The sequence below is a fragment of the Actinomadura sp. WMMA1423 genome, assembly GCF_006547145.1.
Lineage (GTDB): Bacteria > Actinomycetota > Actinomycetes > Streptosporangiales > Streptosporangiaceae > Spirillospora.
On the sequence record NZ_CP041244.1, the window covers coordinates 5563508 to 5585938 of the forward strand.

The 22431-nt window shown below is 72.6% G+C and carries 15 protein-coding genes; 7 read left to right on the plus strand and 8 right to left on the minus strand.

What is annotated here, in order from left to right; all coding sequences use genetic code 11:
- Positions 1 to 6: 6 nt before the first annotated feature.
- Positions 7 to 2316, minus strand: a complete 2310-nt coding sequence (locus FKD65_RS25850) for an MDR family MFS transporter (protein WP_240809599.1) — start codon at positions 2314 to 2316, stop codon at positions 7 to 9.
- 330 nt (positions 2317 to 2646) lie between these two features.
- Here FKD65_RS25850 and FKD65_RS25855 point away from each other — a divergent pair, with 330 nt between their 5' ends.
- Entirely contained in the window at positions 2647 to 9156 is a 6510-nt protein-coding gene (locus tag FKD65_RS25855; protein ID WP_141579936.1) for a type I polyketide synthase, read from the plus strand.
- A 37-nt stretch (positions 9157 to 9193) separates the two neighbouring features.
- Positions 9194 to 10528 carry a crotonyl-CoA carboxylase/reductase gene (gene ccrA / locus FKD65_RS25860; protein WP_141579937.1) on the plus strand — a complete coding sequence of 445 codons (1335 nt, stop codon included), beginning with the start codon at positions 9194 to 9196 and terminating at the stop codon, positions 10526 to 10528.
- Between the two features lie 44 nt (positions 10529 to 10572).
- Here the strand turns inward: ccrA and FKD65_RS25865 are convergent, their stop codons facing one another.
- Complete coding sequence (locus tag FKD65_RS25865) at positions 10573 to 11025, minus strand: Lrp/AsnC family transcriptional regulator (protein WP_141579938.1); 453 nt, start codon at positions 11023 to 11025, stop codon at positions 10573 to 10575.
- Positions 11026 to 11133: 108 nt separating this feature from the next.
- On the opposite strand from FKD65_RS25865, the gene FKD65_RS25870 reads away from it, so the two are divergent.
- Both FKD65_RS25870 and FKD65_RS25875 read left to right on the plus strand, forming a co-directional pair.
- On the plus strand, positions 11134 to 11745 hold the full coding sequence (locus tag FKD65_RS25870; RefSeq protein ID WP_141579939.1) for a LysE family translocator: 612 nt from the start codon (positions 11134 to 11136) through the stop codon (positions 11743 to 11745).
- A gap of 162 nt (positions 11746 to 11907) precedes the next feature.
- Positions 11908 to 12765, plus strand: a complete 858-nt coding sequence (locus FKD65_RS25875) for a hypothetical protein (RefSeq protein WP_141579940.1) — start codon at positions 11908 to 11910, stop codon at positions 12763 to 12765.
- A gap of 27 nt (positions 12766 to 12792) precedes the next feature.
- On the opposite strand, the gene FKD65_RS25880 is transcribed toward FKD65_RS25875, so the two are convergent.
- Positions 12793 to 13806 carry an ABC transporter permease gene (locus FKD65_RS25880; protein WP_141587070.1) on the minus strand — a complete coding sequence of 338 codons (1014 nt, stop codon included), beginning with the start codon at positions 13804 to 13806 and terminating at the stop codon, positions 12793 to 12795.
- Between the two features lie 428 nt (positions 13807 to 14234).
- On the opposite strand from FKD65_RS25880, the gene FKD65_RS25885 reads away from it, so the two are divergent.
- Entirely contained in the window at positions 14235 to 15443 is a 1209-nt protein-coding gene (locus FKD65_RS25885; protein ID WP_168221193.1) for a PucR family transcriptional regulator, read from the plus strand.
- On the opposite strand, the gene FKD65_RS25890 is transcribed toward FKD65_RS25885, so the two are convergent.
- Positions 15424 to 15672 carry a hypothetical protein gene (locus FKD65_RS25890; RefSeq protein ID WP_141579942.1) on the minus strand — a complete coding sequence of 83 codons (249 nt, stop codon included), beginning with the start codon at positions 15670 to 15672 and terminating at the stop codon, positions 15424 to 15426. The genes FKD65_RS25885 and FKD65_RS25890 overlap by 20 nt on opposite strands.
- Positions 15673 to 15825: 153 nt before the next feature.
- Here FKD65_RS25890 and FKD65_RS25895 point away from each other — a divergent pair, with 153 nt between their 5' ends.
- A complete protein-coding gene (locus tag FKD65_RS25895; protein ID WP_141579943.1) occupies positions 15826 to 16575 on the plus strand; it encodes a GntR family transcriptional regulator in 750 nt (249 codons plus the stop codon).
- Positions 16572 to 17126: an NUDIX hydrolase gene (locus tag FKD65_RS25900; RefSeq protein WP_141579944.1), complete on the plus strand. Its 555-nt coding sequence runs from the start codon at positions 16572 to 16574 to the stop codon at positions 17124 to 17126. The genes FKD65_RS25895 and FKD65_RS25900 overlap by 4 nt, the downstream gene beginning before the upstream one ends.
- Here FKD65_RS25900 and FKD65_RS25905 read toward each other — a convergent pair.
- The 4 genes from FKD65_RS25905 to FKD65_RS25920 all read right to left on the minus strand — a co-directional run bounded on the left by FKD65_RS25905 (position 17104) and on the right by FKD65_RS25920 (position 22339).
- Positions 17104 to 18642, minus strand: coding sequence for a DUF4153 domain-containing protein (locus FKD65_RS25905; RefSeq protein ID WP_168221194.1), 1539 nt, complete (start codon positions 18640 to 18642; stop codon positions 17104 to 17106). The two genes, FKD65_RS25900 and FKD65_RS25905, sit on opposite strands and share 23 nt — an antisense overlap.
- Positions 18643 to 19034: 392 nt before the next feature.
- Positions 19035 to 20114 carry a HAMP domain-containing sensor histidine kinase gene (locus tag FKD65_RS25910; protein WP_240809600.1) on the minus strand — a complete coding sequence of 360 codons (1080 nt, stop codon included), beginning with the start codon at positions 20112 to 20114 and terminating at the stop codon, positions 19035 to 19037.
- The gene (locus FKD65_RS25915; protein WP_141579946.1) at positions 20111 to 20797 is read right to left on the minus strand and encodes a response regulator transcription factor; all 687 of its coding nucleotides are present in this window, start codon (positions 20795 to 20797) and stop codon (positions 20111 to 20113) included. Before FKD65_RS25915 ends, FKD65_RS25910 begins: the two co-directional genes overlap by 4 nt.
- Before the next feature lie 72 nt (positions 20798 to 20869).
- Positions 20870 to 22339 (minus strand): glutamate--cysteine ligase, encoded by a 1470-nt coding sequence (locus FKD65_RS25920; RefSeq protein ID WP_141579947.1) that lies wholly within the window; start codon positions 22337 to 22339, stop codon positions 20870 to 20872.
- Positions 22340 to 22431: the final 92 nt, after the last annotated feature.

The window sequence follows — 22431 nt, forward strand, 5'->3', positions numbered from 1 at the left end:
TACCTCCTACCAGGCGTCACTACGCGGAACGATCGGAGGCTCCTCCGCCGGCTCCTCCTCGGGGACATAAGGCTCGTACCACCCCTTCGGGGGGGCCGGCCGTCCCTCCGAGGGGCCCTCCTCGTCCTCGGCGGGGGGCTCGGATTCCGCCGGATCCACGCCCTCCTCCTCGGCCGGGCTCTCTTCGGCGCTCTCCGCCGACGCGCTCGAAGTCTCCGCGGGCGGATCCTCGGTCACCTTCCCGAGGTCGGCGCCTTCCGCGGCCTCCATCGGACGCCCGTGCGGCGCCGCATCCCCGTCCTCGTCCAGCTCGTCCACAGTGCCATCGAAGCCGGAACCTTCGCCCGCCGCCGCCTCTTCGTCCTCGACACGTTCAGCGGCCTCGGTGGGCGGACGGTCGGTCGTCATCGGGGACCACGGTGTCGCGGAGTCTTCTGCCAGCGGTTCGGTCGCGGGGGTGGCGGAGATGCCGGGGCGGCCGCTTGGCGGCGGGACAGGGTGGGGACCTGGGGAGACGTCGTCCGCCGGTGGGGGAGGAACGGCGTCGGTCGGCGTTTCGGAAACGGTGCCCGGGGAGGGCGCGGCACTACGCGGCGGATCGGGGATGCCGTGGACGCCGCCTGGGGACGGGGCAGGCGAGGCAGTCTGCTCTGGCGGACCGGGGGACGCGGGCTCCGGGGTCGGCCAGTCCTTCCACGGGTTCCCACTGGGCGGAGGCGGCCAGGGAGCCTCGGTGGTCCAGGTGTAGGTGTCGTCCTGGGGCTTGGGGTCGGTGTCGGTCCACCAGTGGGGGCCCGGGGCGGTGGCGGGAACCGGGTCCTCCTCCCAGGTGAGGGGGATCGGGAGGGGCTCGTTGGGCGGCGCGGCGGCGGCGACCGGGGCGGCCAGTACGGGGACCGGGTCGCGGGGGGTCGCGGCCGGTCGGCGGGGCGAAGGGTCGACGAGCGGTGCGGACTTGCCGTGCTTCGGGCCCAGCCAGCCGCGGCGGCTGGGCAGCGTGAGCCCGCTGATCAGGCCGCCGATGAGGACGAGGACGGCGCCGAGGATCAGGCCGGAGGCGGTGCCGCTGCGGAACGTCTCCAGTTCGGCGGCGCTCGCGCCCTCCTCGGGGACGTGGTGGATGAGCAGGCCGACGATGGCGATGCCGAACGCGCCCGAGGCCTCGCGGATGACGTTGATGACGCCGCTCGCGACGCCCGCCTGCTGCTCCGGGACGGCCTTCAGGACGTACATGACGAGCGGCATGCCCATCGCGGCCCCGACACCGACGATCATGACGCCGGGCATGAGGTCGGCGTAGCCGTCGCCCTGCTGGATCGTGGAGAACAGGAACATGCCGAAGGCCATGAGGGCGAGGCCGCCGCCGATGGCGGGGCGGGGGCCGAGCTTGGCGGCCAGCCAGAACGCGACCGGCGTCATGACCATGATGGCGATGGACGGCGGCAGCATCACCAGGCCCGCCTGGGGCGGGGAGAAGCCGAGGAAGCGCTGCAGGAACGTCGCCGAGTAGAAGATCATCCCGTTGAAGCCGATGCCGTAGAGCATCTGGGAGAGCAGGCCGCCGGCGAAGACCCGGTTGCGGAAGAACCGCAGGTTGATCATCGGGTCGGGGGCCCAGCTCTCCACGAGGACGAAGCAGGCGAGGGCGATGACCGCGAGGGCGAAGACGCTGAGGACGGACGGGTCGGCCCAGCCGTGCTTGTTCCCCGACTCCAGCCCGTAGGTGAAGGCGAACAGCATCGTCGCGGAGATGAGCACGCCGGGCAGGTCGACGCGGGCGTCGCGGTTCTCGCCCTTGCCGGTGAGGACGACCATGCCGAGCAGGATGACCAGGATGCCGGGCACGATGTTGATCAGGAAGATCCAGCCCCAGCTCCACTGCTGGACGATGAAGCCGCCGATGGTCGGGCCGAGGGCGGTGGCGCTGGAGCCGGCGCCGACCCAGACGATCGTGCCGAGGGAGCGCTGCTTGTCGGTGCGCCCGACGGTGACCATGACCTGCGTGGCGGGGAGGGCGAGGGCGGCGCCGGCGCCCTGCGCGACGCGGGCGAGGATGAGGGTCGCCGAGTCGGGGGCGAGGCCGCAGACGGCGGACGCGGCGGTGAAGACGACCATCCCGGAGACGAAGGTGACGCGGCAGCCGTAGACGTCGGTGAGCCGCCCGCCCGCCACCATCAGGCAGGAGAACATCAGGATGTAGCCGGTGGCGACCCAGTCCTTGGCCGAGTTGGACATGTCGAGGTCGCTCATGATGGTGGGCAGCGCGTTCGCGACCACCGTGTTGTCCATGGTGATCATGAATGCGCTGACGGCCACCACCGCCAGCGCCCATCGGTATCGGCCCCGGGTCAACAGTCCGTACGGCGTGAACTCCCGCACCGGCCGCGGAAATCCGCCGGTTCCCCCTAAAAACAGTCGTCGCTATTGTTACTATTGGTTTGCGCTTCGTTACTCAGCCCTGACTGCGGGCCGTGGTACTCGACTATCCCATCAGGCCACATTGGTTACTGCCGAGTCTTGTCATCACCGTGACAAGACGTGGGGGAGAAAAGTGGTCTGGGTGCGCATCGTGAGTCGGTCATCGTAAGACAAAGTGGTCCCTCCGCTTCGACGAACGATCCCGGTTTCATGGGGGGAACCCACCGCATGCAGAGCAACGATCGTTCCGGAGCCGCGCGGGAGAACGCGCAGGACGAGACACGGATCAGCGAGGATTCGGTCCGCCGGCACCTGATCGAGCAGATCGCGCGCCGCTCCAGGACCACCGCCGCCGAGATCGACCCCGACCGGCCGCTGGAGGAGTTCGGACTCGCCTCCAGGGACGCCGTCGCGATCGCCGGCGAACTCGAGCAGATGCTCGGGCGGGCCCTCCCCGCCACCCTCGTCTGGGAACACCCGACGATCAACAAGCTCTCCGCCGCGCTGGCGGGCGGAGCCGCCGAGGAGGCCCCGGCACCGGAGCCGGTGGCGCGGCGGAACGCGAGCGATGAGCCGATCGCCGTCGTCGGCGTCGGCCTCCGCTTCCCCGGCGGAGACCGCGACCTGACCGGGCCCGATGACTACTGGCGCTTCCTGACCGGTCGCGGCGACGCCGTCCGCGAGGTGCCGGACGGCCGCTGGGACGCCTTCGACGACGGCTCCCCCGAGGTCCGCGACCTGCTGGAGAGCACGACGCGCCTCGGCGGCTTCCTCCGGGACGTCGCCGAGTTCGACGCGCAGTTCTTCGGCATCACCCCGCGCGAGGCCGCGTCCATGGACCCGCAGCAGCGGCTCGTCCTCGAGGTGGCGTGGGAGGCGTTCGAGCACGCGGGAATCGGCCCGGCGTCGCTGCGCGGCAGCCGGACGGGCGTCTTCGTCGGCGTGTCCGCGCCGGAGTACGCCGCGTTCACCGCGTCCGACCTGGCGTCCCTCGAACCGTTCACGGCGACGGGCGCGGCGCTCAGCATCATCGCGGGCCGGCTGTCGTACCTGCTCGACCTGCGCGGGCCCAGCATGATCGTCGACACGGCCTGCTCGTCGTCGCTGGTCTCGGCGCATCTGGCCGTCCAGGCGCTGCGCGGCGGCGAGGCCGACGTGGCGCTGGCCGGGGGCGTGAACCTGCTGCTGTCGCCGACCGTCACGATGACGTTCGACCTCGCCGACGCGACGGCGGCCGACGGGCACTGCAAGGCGTTCGACGCCTCCGCCGACGGCATGGTCCGCGCGGAGGGCTGCGGCGCCGTCGTCCTGAAGCGCCTGTCGGACGCGGTGCGCGACGGCGACCGCGTCCTCGCCGTGATCCGCGGCTCCGGCGTCAACTCCGACGGGCGCTCGAACGGCCTCGTCGCCCCGAACTCCGACGCGCAGCGCGCCCTGCTGCGGGACGTGTACGCGAGCGCGGGCATCGACACGCGGGAGGTCGACTACGTCGAGGCCCACGGGACGGGGACGTTCCTGGGCGACCCCATCGAGGCCAAGGCGGTCGGCGAGGTCCTCGGCGCGGGCCGCGAGCCCGGAGAGCCGCTGCTGCTGGGTTCCGCGAAGTCCAACCTCGGGCACATGGAGTCCGCGGCGGGCATAGCGGGCCTCATCAAGACCGTCCTGGCGCTGCACCACCGGGTCATCCCGCCTAGCGCGCACTACAAGGAGCCCAACCCGCACATCCCGTTCGACGAGCTCCGCCTGGAGGTCGTGGCCGAGGAGACGCCGTGGCCCGACAGGGGCCACCCCGCACGGGCGGGCGTGTCCGGGTTCGGCTTCGGCGGGACGAACGCGCACGTCCTCCTGGAAGAGGCGCCCGCGCAGGAGGCGACCGTCCAGCCGGCCGTGGTCAGGACGTTCCCGTTGTCCGACACCGGCGACGACCGCATCCGCGACCACGCGGCCCTCCTGGCCGAGTGGCTCCAGGACCAGGACGTGGAGCTCGCCGACGTCGCCCGCACCCTGCACCGGCGCGCCGGCCGGGGACGGGCCCGCGCCGCCGTCGCCGCCAGGGACCGAGCGGGCTTCGTCGAGGGCCTGACCGCGCTCGCGGAGGGCCGCCCGCACCCGGGTGTGGTGACGGGGACCGCGCTCGGAGCGCCCGGCCGTCCCGTGTGGGTGTTCTCCGGGTACGGGGCGCAGCGGGCGGGCATGGCCCAGCGGCTCCTGGAGGAGGAGCCCGCGTTCGCCGAGGCCATCGACGACCTCGACGGCCTGTTCGCCGAGGAGGGCGGCCCCGACCTGTGGGCGCTCCTCGAAGAGGGCCGCAAGCCGGGCGGCCCCGCCGACACGATGCCGGTGCTGTTCGCGATCCAGATCGCCCTCGCCCGCATGTGGCGCTCCTACGGCGTCACGCCCGGAGCCGTGGTCGGCCACTCGATGGGCGAGGTCGCGGCGGCCGTCGTCGCGGGCGCGCTCACCCTGGAGGACGGCGTCCGCGTCATCTGCCGCCGGTCCCGCCTGCTGACGCGGCTCGTCGGCGGCGGCGCGATGGCGGTCCTCGGCGCGTCCGCCGCGGAGGTCGCCCGCCTCGCCGGCGGCCTGCCCGAGGTCTACGCGGCCGTGCACTCCTCACCGAAGCAGACCGTCGTGACCGGCGACGCCGACCAGGTCGCCGAGATCGTCAAGCGGGCGGAGGCCGAAGGGCGGCTCGCCCGCATGGTGCAGGCCGAGGGCGCCGGCCACTCGCCCCAGGTCGACCCGCTCCTGCCCGAGCTGCGCGAGGCCCTCGCCGACGTCGGCGCCGAGCCGGGCACCCCGCTGGCCGAGGGCATCAGGCTCTACACCACCGCGCTCGACGACCCCCGCGCCCACCTCGACTCCGCGTCCGGGCTCGGCGTCGACCACTGGGCCGCGAACCTGCGCAACGCGGTCCGGCTGACGGACGCGGTGGCCGCCGCCGCCGAGGACGGGTACCGGACGTTCGTCGAGGTCAACGCGCACCCGATCCTGGCCCACGCCGTCGGCGAGACACTGGAGGGCACGGGCGCGCTCGTCACCCACACGCTGAAGCGGGCCCCGAAGGGCCAGGAGACCGACGACACGCTGACCTTCCACGCGCAGCTCGCCACGCTGGCCGCGCACGGCCACACGATCAGCGGGCCCGCGGACGGGCGGATCGTCGACGTCCCGCAGTCGCCGTGGCGCCACGAGCGGCACTGGGTCGACCTGTCGTCCCGCACGTCGGGCAAGCACGACGAGCACCCGCTGCTCGGCGCGCACGTGGAGCTTCCCGGCGAGGACCGGCACGCCTGGCGCGCCGACGTCGGGCTCGCCGCGCAGCCGTGGCTGCGCGCGGCGGCCGTCCACGGGCTGGACGCGCTGCCGGTCGCGGCGTTCGGGGAGATGGCGCTCGCCGCCGGGGCGTCCGCGCTCGGCACCGAGGACGTCCGCGTCAACAGCCTGTGGATGGAGCGGCCGCTCGCCCTCGCCGACCACACGACCGTGACGACGACGTTCACCGAGGCGGAGCAGCGGGTCGAGATCCACGCACTGACCCCGGCGGGCACCTGGGTCCGGCTGGCCAGCGCGGACGTCGGGGAGGACCGCCGTCCCCCCGCCGCGTCCGGGCCGGGCGCGGCCACCGAGGTCGCGGCCGCCGAGCGCGGCAGCCGCCACTACCGGCTGCACCCGGAGGTCTTCGACCGCTGCCTGTCCGTCCTGTCGGACGAGGCGGCGGGCGGCGACGGCGGCGTGTGGAAGGCCGAGACGATCGGCAGCCTGCGCGTGTTCGGGCCGACGCACCGCGGAGGCCACGTCCAGGCGAAGATCACCCGTGACGACGGTGAGGTTCCGGGGGGCGTGGGGGGTCGTCCCCCCACATTGACGGGCTCGGTCGTGCTGCTGGCGGCCGACGGCCAGGTCCTGGCCGAGGCGACCGGCATCGTGCTGCGCCGGGTCGAGCGCCACGACATCCCCGTCCCGCTGGCCGACAAGCTCGTCGAACTCGTCTGGGACGAGGCTCCGCTTCCGGAGGACACCGAGCCGTCCGAAGGCGGCACCTGGCTGGTGCTCGCCGAGGAGGACGAGGCGCTGGGGAACGCCACGGCCGCCGGGTTGGAGGAGCGCGGGAAGCGCGTCATCCGGCACCGCCTGACGAACCGGCCGCCGGACGACCACCCGGCCATGGAGGAACCGGTCGAGGGCGTCGTGCTCGTCCCTTCCGCCGATCTCGTGGACGAGGACCTCGTCCTCGCCGTCGCCGGGGTCAGCCGCTCGCTGCCGGACGGCCCCCGCCTCTACGTCGCGACCCGCTCCGCGCTGCCCCTGGCGGGCGAGGGCGTTCCCGGCCACGCGTTCGTCAGCGCGCTCACCAGGGTGCTGGCGTTCGAACGCACCGTCCAGCGCGCCACCCATGTGGACGTCGACCGTCCGGCGGACCTCGTCGCGGAGCTCCTCGCGGGCGATGTGGCGCGAGAGGTCGCCTGGCGCGACGGCACCCGGCGCGCGGCACGCCTCGCGCAGGCGGCCCTGCCCGAGACGCCGGCCAGGAAGAAGCGCGTCGTCCGGCGCGGCGGCGCGTACGTCATCACCGGCGGGTACGGCGGGATCGGCCTGGTCACGGCGCGGCTGCTGGCCGACCGGGGCGCCGGTCGGATCGTCCTGTCCGGGCGGAGCGGCCCCGACGCCGACGCCGAGAAGGTGATCGCCCGCCTGCGCGAGGACGGCGTGGACGTCGGCGTCGTGCTCGGCGACATCGCCCGGCCCGGCACGGCCGAGCGCCTCATCAGGGTCGCCCAGGAGGGCGGCGCCAGGCTGTGCGGCGTGGTGCACGGCGCCGGCGCGATCGACGACCGGCTGATCGCCGACCTCGGCCCCGGCGATCTCCACAGGGTGTGGACGGCGAAGGTCGAGGGCGCGCGGCGGCTCAGCGAGGCCACCTGGGACCTCGACCTCGACTGGTTCGTGACGCACTCCTCCGCCGCCGCGCTGCTCGGCTCGCCGGGACAGGCCGCCTACGCCGCCGCGAACGCCGCGATCGACGCGCTCATCGCGCACCGGCGCGCGAACGGGCGCCCCGGGACCACCATCAACTGGGGCACCTGGTCACAGGTCGGCGGGGCCGCCGAGGCGTCGGTCACCGTCATCGACCCGATCAGCCCGGCGGAGGGCGCGGAGGCGCTGGAGGCGCTGCTCGTGCACGGCCGGGCGGCGACGGGCGTGCTGCGCTTCGACCCCGCCACGGCGGTCGGGCTGTTCCCCGAGATCAGGAACATGCCGTACTTCGCCGCGCTCACCGCCGCGGCGGACGAGCAGGGCGCGGGCGACGCGGGCGACTGGCCCGGCGTGGAGGCGCTCAGGGAGCTCGACCCGGCCACCGCGCGCAAGATGATCGCCGCGCAGGTCAGGTACCGGATCGCCGCCGTGCTCGGCTTCGATCCGCAGCGCCTGGACCCGGCCGTCCCGCTCACCGACCTCGGCCTGGACTCGCTCGTCGCCGTCCGGATCAAGAGCGGTGTCGAGCACGACCTCGGGCTGACCGTCCCGGCGTCGGTGCTGCTCCAGGGCGCCAGCGTGAACGTGTTCGAGGAGTGGGCGGCCGGTGAGCTCGGCCTCGCCGACGCCCCCGCCCCCGCGTCCACCGCGGTCTCGAACGCCGAATCCGGATATGTCATGCCGCGCGACGCCGCCGAGCGCCTGGCCGTCCGCATCTTCGAGGACGTCCTCGGCCTCGACCGCGTCGGCGTCACGGCCGACTTCTTCGCCGACCTCGGCGGGCAGGACCACGACGCCGACCGGGTCGTCGCGCTCGTCGCGCAGGAGCTCGGCGGCGAGGTCACCCGCGGGGAGCTGTTCGAGACGCCGACCGCGGAGAACGTCGCCGAGTACATCAGGGCGGCCGACGAGGAGGCCGCGCGGCAGACCGTGCGTCCTCTCAAACCCTCTGGGGGGCGGCGGCCGATCTTCATCGCGCACCCGGCCGGCGGCACGACCGCCTGCTACCGCCAGCTCGTCGAGCTGCTCGGCGACGACCAGCCGGTGTACGGGCTGGAGCGGTTCGAGGACGCGCCGCCCGTCGAGGAGCGCGCCGCCCGCTATGTCCGGCACCTGCTGGAGGCGCAGCCGGAGGGCGCGTTCCGGCTCGGCGGCTGGTCGTTCGGCGGCGTCCTCGCCTACGAGACGGCGCGGCAGCTGAAGGCGGCAGGGCGCGAGGTCGAGTTCGTCGCGCTGTTCGACGCGGGCCTCCCGCTGGCGGTGGACGACGAGTCCGACACGCTCGCGCGCCGCTTCTCCGCCTTCGCCGACTACATCAACGAGACGTACGGCCTGGAGGTCTCCCTCACCTACGAGGAGCTGTCCGGGCTGGACGAGGAGTCGCAGTTCGCGCTGGTCATGGAGCGCGCGGCACCGCTGGTGGACTACATCCCCCCGGCGGCGCTCACCCACCAGCTCACGTCCCACCAGGACACCCGTTCCCTGGAGGCGTACAAGCCGGAGCCCTACGACGGGCACGTCATCCTCTACTACGCGCCCGAGGAGACCCCCTGGGCCGTCCGGGATGCGCGTTATGTGCTCGACGGGACCAACGGTTTCGGCGGGCTCTGCGCCGACCTGGAGATCGTCACGATCCCCGGGGCGCACCATCTCAACCTGCTCGACCCGCCCGGTGTCGGCGCCCTCGCCGCGCACCTGGAGGCCAGGCTCTCCGGACGGCGGGAGAGCGACGCCGCCCGGGCGCCGATCACGGCCCGCTGAGGCCCCGTCCCTTACCCGTTCCACGGAGGACACACCCATGGCCCACCCCGGCCCGTCCCACGCCCTGCTCGACGCCGTCCGGTCCGGCGCGAGCGGCCCCGAGCTGCAGGAGATCGACCTGCCGACCCGCTTCCGCGCGGCGTTCACCCGCAAGGACGAGGTGGGCATCTTCGAGGGCCAGACCGACAAGGACGTGCGCCGCTCCCTGCACGTCGGCGAGGTCGAGATGCCCGAACTCGCGCCGGACGAGTGCGTCGTCGCGGTGATGTCCGCGGCGATCAACTTCAACACCGTGTGGTCGGCGATCTTCGAGCCGGTCCCGACGTTCGCGTTCCTGGAGAAGTTCGGCCGGCAGGGCTGGTACGGCGCCCGGCACGACCTGCCGTACCACATCCTCGGCTCGGACGGCTCGGGCGTCGTCGTCCGCACCGGCAGCGGCGTGAAGAGCTGGAAGGTCGGCGACAAGGTCGTGCTCTCCCCGTCCTACGTGGACGAGGAGGACCACGGCTCCTACGACGACGGCATGATGTCGGAGAGCCAGCTCGCCTGGGGCTTCGAGACGAACTTCGGGTCGCTCGGCGAGTACTGCATCGTCAAGGCGAACCAGCTGATCCGCAAGCCCGCCCACCTGACGTGGGAGGAGGCCGGGTCGAACACGCTGTGCGCCGCGACCGCCTACCGGATGCTCGTCGGGACCCACGGCGCCCGCATGAAGCAGGGCGACGTCGTCCTGATCTGGGGCGCCACCGGCGGGCTCGGCTCGTTCGCGACGCAGCTCGTCAAGAACGGCGGCGGCATCCCCGTCGCCGTGGTCTCCTCCGAGGAGAAGGCGGACATCGTCCGCTCGCAGGGCTGCGACCACGTCATCAACCGCAACGACCTGGAGCTCGGCGAGCAGGGCCTCCGGCACCCGAAGGCCGGCCGGATGCTGGGCGAGGCGATCCGCCGGCTCGTCGGCGAGGACCCGGGCATCGTGTTCGAGTACCTCGGCCGCGAGACGTTCGGCGCGTCCGTCTACGTCGCCAAGCGCGGCGGCAAGATCGTCACCTGCGGCTCCTCCACCGGCTACCGGCACGAGTACGACAACCGGTTCCTGTGGATGCGGCTGAAGAGCATCATCGGCTCGCACGGCTTCAACTACCACGAGGCCGTCGAGGTGAACCGCCTCTTCAGCCTCGGCATGATCCACCCGACGCTGTCGGCGGTCTTCCCGCTGGAGCAGGCCGGGGACGCGACCCGGGCCGTCCAGACGAACCAGCACATCGGCAAGGTCGCCGTCCTGTGCGGCGCCACCGGCGAGGGCCAGGGCGTCGACGACCCGGCGCTCCGCGAGCGCATCGGCGAGGAGAAGCTCAACCTCTACCGCCGCTGACGTGACCGCGGGACGGGCCCGGCGCGGGGCCCGTCCCTACGCATTCAGGTGGGCAGCGGCCGGTCGCTCACCACGTGCTTCATCACGAGCGTCGAGTTCAGCCGCTGCACGCCCGGCAGCGCGGCGAGGACGTCGTCCTCCAGCTCCTGGTAGGCCTTCAGGTCCGCGGTGACGATGCGCAGCAGGTAGTCGGGATCGCCGAACAGCCGCTGGGCCTGCACCACCTCGGGCACGCGCGCCACGGCGGCCTCGAAGCCGAGCAGCGTGTCGCGGTCCTCCTGCCGCATGGTGACGAACACCAGCGCCTGGAAGGTCAGCCCCAGTGCCGCGGCGTCCACGACCGCGCGGTACCCGCGGATCGTCCCGCCGCGCTCCAGTTCCCGCAGCCGCCGGTGGCAAGGCGAGACGCTCAGCCCGACGCGCGCCGCGAGTTCGGTGACCGTCAGCCGGCCGTCCACCTGGAGCACGGCAAGGATCTTCCGGTCGATGGCGTCCACGGAGCAGATCCTTCCACAAATGCGCTTTCACCCGGCAAAAGTTGGAATCACTTTCCGCCAATTCAATCGTATTCTCCCCGTAATAGCCGCCGCCAGGGGAGGAATGCGATGGCAACGGAATCGGTACTCGCCTTCTGGGCGATGGCGCTGCTGCTCATCGCCGTCCCGGGCGCGGACTGGGCCTTCACGATCGGCGCCGGCCTGCGCGGCGGCTCCGTCCTGCCCGCCGTGGGCGGCCTGGTCGCCGGCTATGCCGCCATCACCGCGATCGTCGCTGCCGGGGTCGGCGCGCTGGTCGCCGGTTCCCCCTCCGCCCTGACCGGCCTCACCGTCGTCGGCGGCCTGTACCTGATCTGGCACGGCGCGACGACCTTCGCCCGCCCCACGACACCGGAAGCCCGCGCCGGCGCCACCACCGGCTGGAACACCTTCCTGCGCGGCGTCGGCGTCAGCGGCCTCAACCCCAAGGGCCTGCTGATCTTCCTGGCGCTGCTGCCCCAGTTCACCGACCCGCGCGACGCCTGGCCCGTCCCGGCCCAACTCGCCGTCCTGGGCCTGACCTTCATGACGACCTGTGCCGCCTTCTACCTCTGCCTCGGCACCCTGACCCGAACCATCCTGGAAACCCACCCCACCGCCGCCCGCACGACGACCCGCCTCTCCGGCGCCGCCATGACCACCCTCGGCGCCTACCTCCTCCTGACCCACATCCACCCCTGACCAGCCGCATCGGCGCACTGGTCAAGCATGCGCGCGAACCTCCCCCTGGCTGACCATGGCGATGACCCGAGCGGGCCATTACCCCGCGCCTTCCATGACTCATTGGGAGGAAACCAATGCATCAACTCTAAGTAGTCAAATAATTACCTCTAGTTTACTCCCGTGCCTACGAACGAACACGAGCTGCCGCTGGAGATGGTCCGCAACAGGCCGCAGCTCGTCCCCGAACTGTTGCGGAGCGTCTTCGGACTCGACGTGTCCGGCCACGCGCGAGCCACGCTGGCCTCGGAGTCCTACGCCGACGCCAACCCGGCCGAACTGCGCTGCGACGCCACTGTCCTGCTCGGCGACCCGCATTCTCCGCTGCTGGGCGTCGTGGTGGAATCTCAGCTGCGCCCCTTGAAGCAGAAGTCCTACAGCTGGCCCGCCTACCTGGCCTCATTGCGCCTGCGGCGCCGCTGCCCCGTGATCCTTCTGGTGCTGTGCCCGGACCAGAACACGGCGAGAGGGTGCGCCGTCCCGATCGAGATGGGCCACCCTGGATGGATCCTCGAACCCCTGACCGTCCATCCCGGGATGCTGCCGCCGATCACCGACCCGAACCAGGCCCACCGCCTCCCCGAACTGGCGGTACTCAGCGCCCCGGCCCATGTGGAGGGCCCCGACGCGGAGGCCGTCCTCCACGGCCTGGCCGCCGCCCTCGGTTCCCTGTCCGGTGACATAGGGCCGCTCTATCATGACTACGTGATGTCGCGGTTCTCTGACGCCGCCCGCAAACTCATGGAGGACACCGTGAAGCTCGACAACTACGAGTGGCAGTCAGAGTTCGCCATGACCCACCGCGCCGAGGGCCGCGCCGAGGGTGAGGTCAAGGCGCTTCTGCTCTTGTTGGAGGCTCGGGGGCTTGATGTTCCTGAGGATGTGCGTGCTCGGGTCGAGGGGTGCACCGATCCCGAGCAGATTGAGCGGTGGATCCAGCGTGCCGTCAGCGCCGACACGGCTGAGGACCTCTTCACCTGACATCCGGCCCCGGGGGGCCGCTCGGGGTCAGGTCAGTCTTACGCGGGGGTCTATGACCGCGTAGAGCAGGTCGACGGCCAGGTTCAGGAGGACGATCGAGGCGGACGTCAGCAGGGTGACGCCCAGCACCATGGGGAGGTCGCCGCTCTTCACCGAGGTCAGCGCGAGTTGGCCCAGGCCGGGGATGCTGAAGGTGTTCTCGGTCAGTACGGCGCCGCCGAGGAGGAGCCCGAGGTCGAGGCCGAAGACCGTGACGATGGGGGTCAGGGACGCGCGGAGCGCGTGTTTGACGACGACCGACCTTTCCGGGAGGCCCTTGGCTCGGGCGGTGCGGATGTAGTCCTCGTTCAGCGTCTCCAACATGCCCGCCCTCGTGAGCCGCGCGTACATGGCTGCGTAGAGGAAGGCGAGCGTCACCCAGGGGAGCACCAGGGCCTGGAACCACGTCACGGGGGCGTCGGTCAGGGGACGATAGCTGCCCCCGCCGGGAAAGATCTTCAGGGTGTAGGAGAGCAGCGCGAGGGACACCAGGCCGGTGAAGTAGATGGGCAGCGAGACGCCGCCCAGTGCGATGATCATGGCCGCCCGGTCCCATGCCGAGCCCCTGCGCAGCGCCGACAGGAGGCCGGTGGCGATGCCTCCGGCGAGCCAGAGGATCGACGCGCCGAGGGCCAGTGACAGGGTCGCCGGCGCCCGGTCCAGCAGCGTTCCGAGGACGGGCTGGCTGCTGCGGAACGAGTAGCCGAGGCACGGCGCCGGGCAGCGGTCGGTGACCGGGCCGGTGTCGTAGTCCTCGCCCGCGACGATGGCCTTCAGGTAGTTCCCGTACTGCACCACGACCGGCTTGTCGAGGCCGAGCCGTTCCTTGGTCGCCTCCACCGACTCGGGGGTCGGGGCGCGGCCGACGTAGGCGGCGGCGATCTGGTCGCTGGTCTGCCCGGCCAGCTTCGGGATCCAGAAGAAGATGCCGAAGGTCACCAGCGTGATCAGCAGGAGCATGAGGGCGGCGCCGATGAGGCGCCGCACGAAGTATGCGAACACGTCGGCCGGTCCCGTCCGGCCCGCGGCGGGGCCCGCCCACGCCACCGGGCGGCACCTTCACCTGCCTTCCGGGTCGAGGGCACCGTCGTCGCGCGTCCGGCGCGGCGCGACCGGCGCCGTCCGCGCCTCCAGCATGCGCGTCCGGTTGATCAAGTGAGTCTCGGTGAAGTCACGGAATCGCCTCCCCGACGAGACTGTGAAGATTTTTCATCTCCCCGGCCGAAGCTGGTCGTATGTCGACCTAGACTTTGCGCCTCAGGCCCGTCACGGGTCATGATTTGCCCCACACAGGTCCCATAAGTAAGTAATTACCCCGTGTGAACGGCGCGCAACGCAGGGGGACGGAGCTGGGAGGTTCTGTGGCGAACGACGGTTCGACCACCAGCGGGCGCCCGTGGGCGGATCTGCCGAGGGAACTGGCGGATCACATGCGACCCCATCTCGACGAGGTGGCGGACGACATGATCCAGGAGATCCAGACGCGCGTCAGGGAGTACGACCGGCCCGGCGACGGCTCCTACTCGGGGACCCTCAGGCTCGCCGTCGAGCGCGTGCTCCACTTCTTCGTGGAGCGGGTGTCCGATCCCGGCCATGATCCCGCCCCGGTGACCGACTTCTTCCGCGCCATCGGCCGCGGCGAGGCGGGCGAGGGGCGCAGTCTCGACGCGATGCAGACCGCGATGCGGGTCGGCGGCATGGTGGCGTGGCGCCGGATGACCGAGGGCGCCGAGGCGCTGCAGGTTCCGCCGCGCACGCTCGGCGCCGTCGGCGAGGTCCTGATGCAGTTCCAGGACGAGCTGGCGCATGCCGCCGCCGAGGGCTTCTCGCAGGCCAAGGCGGCCGTCGCGGGCGAGATGCAGCGCCGCCGCAAGCGCCTGCTGGACCTGCTGTTCGCCGACCCGCCGGCCGCGCAGGAGGCGATCGCCGACCTCGCCGCCGCCGCGCACTGGCCCGTCCCGCGGACGGTCGCCGCCGTCGCGCTCGGCCGGCACCACGCCGACACCCGCCAGCCCGCGTTCCCCCCGGACGTGCTGGCCGACCTGACCCGCCGCACGCCCAGCCTGATCATCCCCGACCCGGACGGCCCCGGCCGCGCCAAGCTCGTGGACCGCGCCCTGTCCGGGACGCTCGCCGTGGTCGGCCCGACCGTCCCGCTGACGGAGGCGGCGCGCTCGATCCAGTGGGCGCGCAAGACGCTGTGCCTCGTCCAGCGCGGCGTCATCGAGGCGGACAGCGGCGTGATCCGCAGCGTGGAGCACATGTCCACGCTGATCCTCTTCCAGGACGAGGGGCTCATCACCTCGCTCGCCGACCTGCGGCTCGCGCCCCTCGCGCACCTGCGGGCCAGCCAGCAGGACCGGCTCGCCGAGACGCTGCTGGCGTGGCTCCAGTCGGGCCGCAACGCCAACGAGGTCGCGATGCGGCTACACGTCCACCCGCAGACCGTCCGTTACCGGCTGCGGCAGCTGGAGGAGCTGTTCGGCGACCAGCTGCTGGACCCCGACCTGCGCTTCGACCTGGAGATCGTGCTGCGCGCCCGGGCGCTGCTGGCCGACAACGCCGGGGAGAGGCTCATGCCGCCCGCCCGCGCGGCGGTCGGGGACGCGGGCGAGGTCGTCAGCCTCCGCCGGAGCTGATCGTTCGGCCCCGGTGGGGGACCCGCAGCCGCTCGGCGGTGGCGACGCGCTCGGCGAGCCGGGTCTGCGCGTCGCAGAGCAGCCACAGTTCGCCCTCGTCGGTCGCGACGATCTCCTCGAGGCAGCCGTTGAGGAGCTGGTAGTCCGACAGAGGGGTGACCCGGGTCGCGCGCAGGCCGCCGTCGGAGCGTTCACTGTGCCAGCCCGGCATGCACATGGTCGCCGACATGACGCGGGGCTCCCTCGGTCGGTTTATGGTAGGTCTACCATAGAACCACCAAACACTGGCCACAATGCGTTCGTCGCAACCCCAAACGGGTGCGGGAGCAAGTGGGATCTGTACGGTATGAGGTCAATGCACCGACCTGGAGCAGGATCTGGTATGCCGCGACCCCCCGCGAAGGCACAGGCGATCAGCAACGCGCTCGCCGCTCGTATCGTCGAAGGCGAACTGGACCCCGCGGCCTGGCTGCCGTCCGAGCGGGAACTGGCGCGCGTGTACGAGGCCGACCGCTCCACCGTCCGGCGGGCGCTGCGGCTGCTCTCGGAACAGGGCCTCGTCCAGCTGCGGCACGGCGCGGGCGCGCAGGTGCGGACGGCTCCGCGGGTGCGGCGCGCGGCGGCCGACATCACGCGGCAGGTCGGGGGATGGCGCGGGTTCCACGTGTCGGCCCGCTCCGACGGCCGCACCCCGTTCACCAGGACGTCCGTCGCCGAGATCGAGGCCGACGAACGGGTCGCTCCCCGCCTCGGCGTCCCGGTCGGGACCCGGGTGCTGGAGCGGGCGCGCGTCCAGGGCGTGGAGGGGGAGCCGCCCGTCCAGACCGCGACGACCTGGGTGCTCCTCGACGTCGTGGAGGCCATCCCGGTGCTGCGCCAGGTCGACACGGGCCCGGGCGGCATCTACTCGCGGCTGGAGGAGGCGGGCCACCTGATCACGTTCGAGGAGTCGGTGACGTGCCGCCTTCCCCGCGTGGACGAGCAGCGGACGCTGGAGATAGGGCCCGACCAGCCCGTCCTTACGCTGTGGCGACGCGCCTGCGACCAGGACGACCGGGTCGTCGAGGTCACCCACCGGGTGGTGGTCGGCGACCGGCACGAACTCGTCTACCGGTACGGGGCGGGCGCATGAGCGAGGAGGAGCGGCCCGCGGTGCGCCAGGTCGCGTCGCGCGTGGTGTACGAGAACCCCTGGATGGTCGTCCGGGAGGACGAGGTCGAGCGCCTGGACGGCTCGCGCGGCATCTACGGGGTCGTCGACAAGCCCGACTTCGTCCTGGTCATCCCGGTGGAGGGCGACGGCTTCCACCTCGTCGAGGAGTACCGCTACCCGATCGGCAAGCGCACGTGGAACTTCCCGCAGGGCGCGCTCCCGGGCCGGCGGGAGGCCGACCCGGAGGAGCTCGCCCGGCGGGAGCTCGCCGAAGAGACCGGGCTGCGCGCCGGGACGCTGCGGCGCCTCGGCTACCTGAACTGCTCGCACGGGACGAGCGGTCAGGGCTTCACCATCTTCCTCGCGTCCGACCTGGAGGCCGGGGAGGCCGACCGCGAGCCCGAGGAGCAGGACATGCGGCAGAAGTGGGTGAGCGAGGAGGAGTTCAAGGCGCTCATCCGGGAGGGCCGCATCACCGACGATTCGACCCTCGCCGCGTACGCCCTGCTCACCATGGATCGGACCGGGTAGAGGCGCAGTCGCGCGGGTCGGTGGCGGGGCGCTCGCCGAGGATCTCGCGGGCGCGGTTGCGCGCGAGGTTGGCGCTCATCGCGGGCTCGTCCTCCTCGAAGTCGTAGCCGATGTCGCGCAGCGCGCAGGAGCGCAGGGGCTCGGGCAGCCGGTCCAGGGCGGGGACGGCGTCCGCGGACAGGCCCTGGAGATAGCCGATGTCGATCTTGCCGGTGTGCCGGTACCGGGCGACGTTGTGCTCGGCGATGAACCCGTCCGGGCCGACCAGCGCGAGAACGATCATCGCGGCGGCGCCGCTCCCGGCGACCGCTCTGGGCAGCCACGGCACGCGCCCACGGACGACCCCGGCCAGCGCGACCATCACCACGACGACGCCGAGCCAGAGCTCGAACGCGTGCACCCACAGGCGCAGCCTCGTCCAGCCGTAGGTCTCCTCGTACAGGTACAGCCGGCGCAGCGCGACCGCGACGACCACGAGGGTCAGCGCGCACAGCAGCCCCAGCAGGGTCTGGACGGTGACGCGGTCGCCCCTGGTGGCGGCCGGCGCGTACCGCTTGGCGACGGCGACCACGGCCAGCACGAGCACCGTCGCGATGACGAGCTGGAAGAAGCCCTGCCGGGCGTACTCGGCGTAGGTGAGGCCGGTCGAGCGGAGCAGCTCGTCCTTGTCGTCGGCGAGGAAGACGCCGGCCTGGATCGCGCAGAACAGCAGGAAGACCAGGTCGAGCGCGGCGATCGGCACGGCCCACGACCAGCGCCCGGCGGGCTTGGCGGGCTCCGGCTTCAGCACGTGCAGCGGTGGCGGCGACTGCCCGAGGAAGGCGGCGGCGCACGCCAGGGTCAGGGTGAAGCCGCCCGTGAACACGTACAGCATGATGGTGCCGGGCGAGATGTCCGGGACGAGCCCGGACGCGAGGCTGCCGAACGCGGCGTCCGCGCCGACGAACAGCCCGCCGAACACGGCCACCAGCCCGCCCGCGATCAGGCCCGTCCGCAGGATCGGCCACGCGTTGCCGCGTCCCGACGTCATCGCCCCGTACGCGCCGCGCGTCGTCCACGGCAGCATGCAGCCGACGGCCGGCACGACCGCGAGGCCGCCGAACAGGACCTCCGCCCAGGACCGTCCGCCGGACGTCCCGTAGGAGCCCACGGCGACCGCGAGCAGCAGCGCCGGGATGACGACCCAGTCGGCGTCCCGGTAGGCGGCGGTCGCGGCCAGGCCCACCGAGAGCAGGAGGAACGCCGCGCCGGTCCGGTTGACCGACGCGAGACCGCGCCGCCGACGGGACGGGCGCACCCCCCGTCCGGCCGACCACGCCGACGCGGCCGCCACGTAGGCGACGGCCGTCGCGGTGAAGAGCACGCCCACGCCGAGGCCGTGCGCCAGCGACGGCCCGAGCGTCACCGCCCCGATCAGCCCCGTGACGAGAGCGCCCGCGGCCAGCGCCGGCGACATCGGCCGTGCGGGCCTCTTCCACCCGACGATCGCCTGCTCCAGCTTGGTCGGCTTGTACATGACGGGCGGCGGCGGAGGCCCGACCCGCGCCGGGTACGGAGGCGGATAACCCCCTGCTCGCGCTCCGTAAGGCCCCCGCGGCGCGGAGGCTGGGCCTGGCATCGGAGGCGTGCCGGGTGCGGAGGCGGGGCGTGCACCGGGTGCGGAAGCGGCACCTGGCGTGGGCGGTGCTCCGGCTGCGGGGACCGCGTAGGACGCGGGGTCTGCGCCGGGCGCGGAAGCCGGATCGGGTGCGGAGGCCGTTTCGGGCGCGGGGTGTTCGCTGGGCGTGGAGGCCGGATCAGGGACGGAAGCCGTGCTCGGCGTGGGAGTCTCGGCCGGGGTGGGTGGTTCGGGGGGATTCTCGGGGTCGGAGGGCCCGTCGGACGGGTCCGGGGCTTTGGGGTGGTCGGTCATCTGGGGTCTCCGGGGATCGGGGGGATCGCGACGCGGATCCGGCAGCCGGTCGGGGTGTCCATGACGGTGATGTCGCCGCCGTGCAGCTCGGTGGCCCAGTTCGCGATGGCGAGGCCGAGGCCGGTGCCGCCGCCGGGGGTGCCGGTGCCGGGCACGGAGCCGCGCGAGAAGCGCTTGAACACGCGGGCGCGCTCCTCGGGTGGAATGCCGGGTCCCTCATCGGCTACTTCGATGATCAGACCGCCGGGCGGGTTCGCGGGACGGGCCGTGACGGTGACGGGGCGGCCGTCCGGCCCGTGCCGGGCGGCGTTGTCGAGCAGGTTCGCGACGACCTGGTGGAGCCGGTCGCGGTCGGCGGCGGCGCGCAGGCGGGGCGTGACGTCCGCCTCGAACACCGCGTCCGGGCGGCCCGCCCGCGCCTCCGCGATGACGTCGGAAACGAACGCGGCGACGTCGATGTCGGTCACGTCGAGGACCGCCGCCCCGGCCTCGACCCGCGAGAGGTCCAGGAGCTGGGTGACGAGGCGTCCGAGCCGCTCGGTCTGGTCGAGGGCGGTCTCCAGGACGTCCGGCGTCGCGGGTGTGACGCCGTCCGCGACGTTCTCCAGCACGGCGCGCAGTGCGCTGATGGGGGTGCGCAGCTCGTGCGAGACGTTCGCGACGAACTCGCGGCGCTGCCGGTCGACCTCGGCGAGGTCGGCGGCCATCCGGTTGAACGCCTGCGCGAGTTCGCCGACCTCGTCGCGGGAGGTGGCGCGGACCCGGCGGCTGTAGTCGCCGCGCGCCATCGCCCGCGCCGCCGCCGTCATCTCGCGCAGCGGCGCGGTCATGCCGTGGGCGAGCAGCTGGGTCACGACCAGCGAGATGAGCAAGCCGACGGGCATCGTCTCCCGGGCGCGGAACCCCAGCGGGTACCCCCACAGCACGATCAGCACGGCGACGCACGCGGTCACGACGACCACGACGCCGAGCTTGACCTTGATCGACTGGAGCGGGTCCAGGGGGCGGGGCAGCCGCGCCCACAGCCTGCGCGCGAACCGGGCTCCTTCGGGGCGGGCGGTCCCCGTGCGGGTCACTGCGCGGCCTCCAGGCTGTACCCGACGCCGTGCACGGTCCGGATCAGCTCCTGCCCGAGCTTGCGGCGCAGCGCCTTGACGTGGCTGTCGACGACCCGCGTCCCGGACGCGTCCGCCCAGTCCCACACCTGCTCCAGCAGGACGGCCCGGGTCAGCACCGTCCCCCGGTTGCGCAGCAGGCACGCGAGCAGGTCGAACTCGGTCGGCGTGAGGTGGACCTCGCCGCCGTCGCGGCGCACCCGGCGGGCCCGCTGGTCGACCTCCAGGTCTCCGACGCGCACCGGCCCGCCGCCGTCGTCCATCGGGGGCCGCTCGACGCGGCGCAGCACGGCGCGCAGGCGCGCCACCAGCTCCCGCATGCTGAACGGCTTGGTCACGTAGTCGTCGGCGCCGACGCCGAGGCCGACGAGCAGATCGGTCTCGTCGTCGCGCGCCGTCAGCATCAGCACGGGCACGGGACGCTCCGCCTGGACGCGGCGGCAGACCTCGAGGCCGTCGAACCCGGGGAGCATCACGTCCAGCACGACGATGTGCGGCTCGTACGCGCGGGCGCGCTCGACCGCCGACGGTCCGTCCGCGGCCACCTCGACGGCGAACCCCTCGGCCGCCAGCCGGTCGGCCACCGCGCGCGCGATGGTCGGCTCGTCCTCGACGACGAGGACGCGCGTCTCGTTCTCGGTCACGGCACCCGACTCTAGAAGGACGGTTTGGGGGCGCCGGGTGTGATTTGTGCGGGAGCTGTGAAGATCCTCGGGTTACCAGGTGTGGACGGGGTCGTTGTCGCGCAGGTGCTCGACGTAGGCGCGGGTCATCATGCGCAGGGCGTCGTGGCGGCCGAGGCCGTGCTCCTCCTCCAGGTTCCGCACGGTCTCGATCTGCCAGGCGGCGCCGGTCTGGCCGGTGACGCAGCGGCGCTCGATGATGCCGAGGAGGCGGTCGCGGCGGGCCGGGTCGACGCCCCAGCGGTCGAGGCCCTCGTGGGCGAGGGGCAGCAGCTTGCGCAGGACGAGCTCGGAGGCGGGCACCTCGCCCATGCCCGGCCAGTAGAGGGTCGACTCCAGCCCGTCGCGGGCGGCGCGGTGGAGGTTCTCCTCGGCGGTGGCGAAGGACATGCGCGACCAGACGGGCCGGTCCTCCTCGACCAGCATCCGCACGACGCCGTAGTAGAAGGCGCCGTTGGCGACGACGTCGGCGACGGACGGCCCGGCCGGCAGGACGCGGTTCTCCACGCGCAGGTGGGGGCGGCCCTTCACGACGGCGTAGATGGGACGGTTCCAGCGGTAGATCGTGCCGTTGTGGAGCGTGAGCTCGCCGAGCTCCGGGATGCCGCCCTGGTCCAGCACCTCGCGGGGGTCCTCGTCGTCGCACAGCGGCAGCAGGGACGGGAAATAGCGGGTGTTCTCCTCGAACAGGTCGAAGACGGAGGTGATCCAGCGCTCGCCGAACCACACCCGGGGCCGGACGCCCTGTGTCTTCAGCTCGTCCGGGCGGGTGTCGGTGGCCTGCTCGAACAGGGGGAGGCGGGTCTCGTGCCACAGCCGGTGCCCGAACAGGAACGGGGAGTTGGCGCCCATCGCGACCTGCGGGCCCGCGACGGCCTGGGCCGCGTTCCAGTACGCGCCGAACTCGTCGGGGCTCACCTGGAGGTGGAACTGCACGCTGGTGCAGGCGGCCTCGGGAATGATGGTGTCGGTGTGCATGCGCAGCGGCTCGGGGCCGTCGATGGCGATGCGCATCTCCTCGCCGCGCGCGGCGAAGATCTCGTCGTTCAGCATCTTGTAGCGCGCGTTCGACGACAGCGTCTCCTCGCCGATGTCGGTGCGCCGCAGGGTCGGCAGGATGCCGATCATGACGAGCCGCCCGCCCACCTCGCGGGCCCGGTCGTCGGCGTGTGCGAGATGGTCGCGGACCTCCGTCTCCAGGGCGCCGGTGCCCTCGCCGCCGAGCTCGCGGGGCGGGATGTTGATCTCAAGGTTGAACTGCCCCAGCTCGGTCGCCCATGCGGGATCCGCGATCGCCTTCAGCACGTCGGCGTTGCGCATCAGCGGGTCGCCGAGCGAGTCGATCAGGTTGAGCTCGATCTCCAGGCCGATATGGGGGCGCTCGAAGTCGAACTGGGATTCGCCCAGCATCCGGGCCAGTACGTCCAGGCACCTGCGCACCTTGTCGCGATACCGACGCCGGTCCTCACCGCTGATGGCGACCGAAGCCACGTCCCTGCCCATGTGTGTCCGTCCCTGTACTCCGGAGGGAATCGTCATAAAACGGGATGTCCCAGTAAGGGAAGGTGAAAACACGGCGCGCAGTTTCGGGCTCC

Bases quoted from the DNA above. Each gene is read 5' to 3' on its own strand.
- FKD65_RS25855 (WP_141579936.1), top strand. From the start codon at position 2,647: ATGCAGAGCAACGATCGTTCCGGAGCCGCGCGGGAGAACGCGCAGGAC.
- ccrA (WP_141579937.1), top strand. From the start codon at position 9,194: ATGGCCCACCCCGGCCCGTCCCACGCCCTGCTCGACGCCGTCCGGTCC.
- FKD65_RS25890 (WP_141579942.1), bottom strand. From the start codon at position 15,672: ATGTCGGCGACCATGTGCATGCCGGGCTGGCACAGTGAACGCTCCGAC.
- FKD65_RS25870 (WP_141579939.1), top strand. From the start codon at position 11,134: ATGGCAACGGAATCGGTACTCGCCTTCTGGGCGATGGCGCTGCTGCTC.
- FKD65_RS25885 (WP_168221193.1), top strand. From the start codon at position 14,235: ATGCGACCCCATCTCGACGAGGTGGCGGACGACATGATCCAGGAGATC.
- FKD65_RS25900 (WP_141579944.1), top strand. From the start codon at position 16,572: ATGAGCGAGGAGGAGCGGCCCGCGGTGCGCCAGGTCGCGTCGCGCGTG.
- FKD65_RS25920 (WP_141579947.1), bottom strand. From the start codon at position 22,339: ATGGGCAGGGACGTGGCTTCGGTCGCCATCAGCGGTGAGGACCGGCGT.
- FKD65_RS25895 (WP_141579943.1), top strand. From the start codon at position 15,826: ATGCCGCGACCCCCCGCGAAGGCACAGGCGATCAGCAACGCGCTCGCC.
- FKD65_RS25905 (WP_168221194.1), bottom strand. From the start codon at position 18,642: ATGTACAAGCCGACCAAGCTGGAGCAGGCGATCGTCGGGTGGAAGAGG.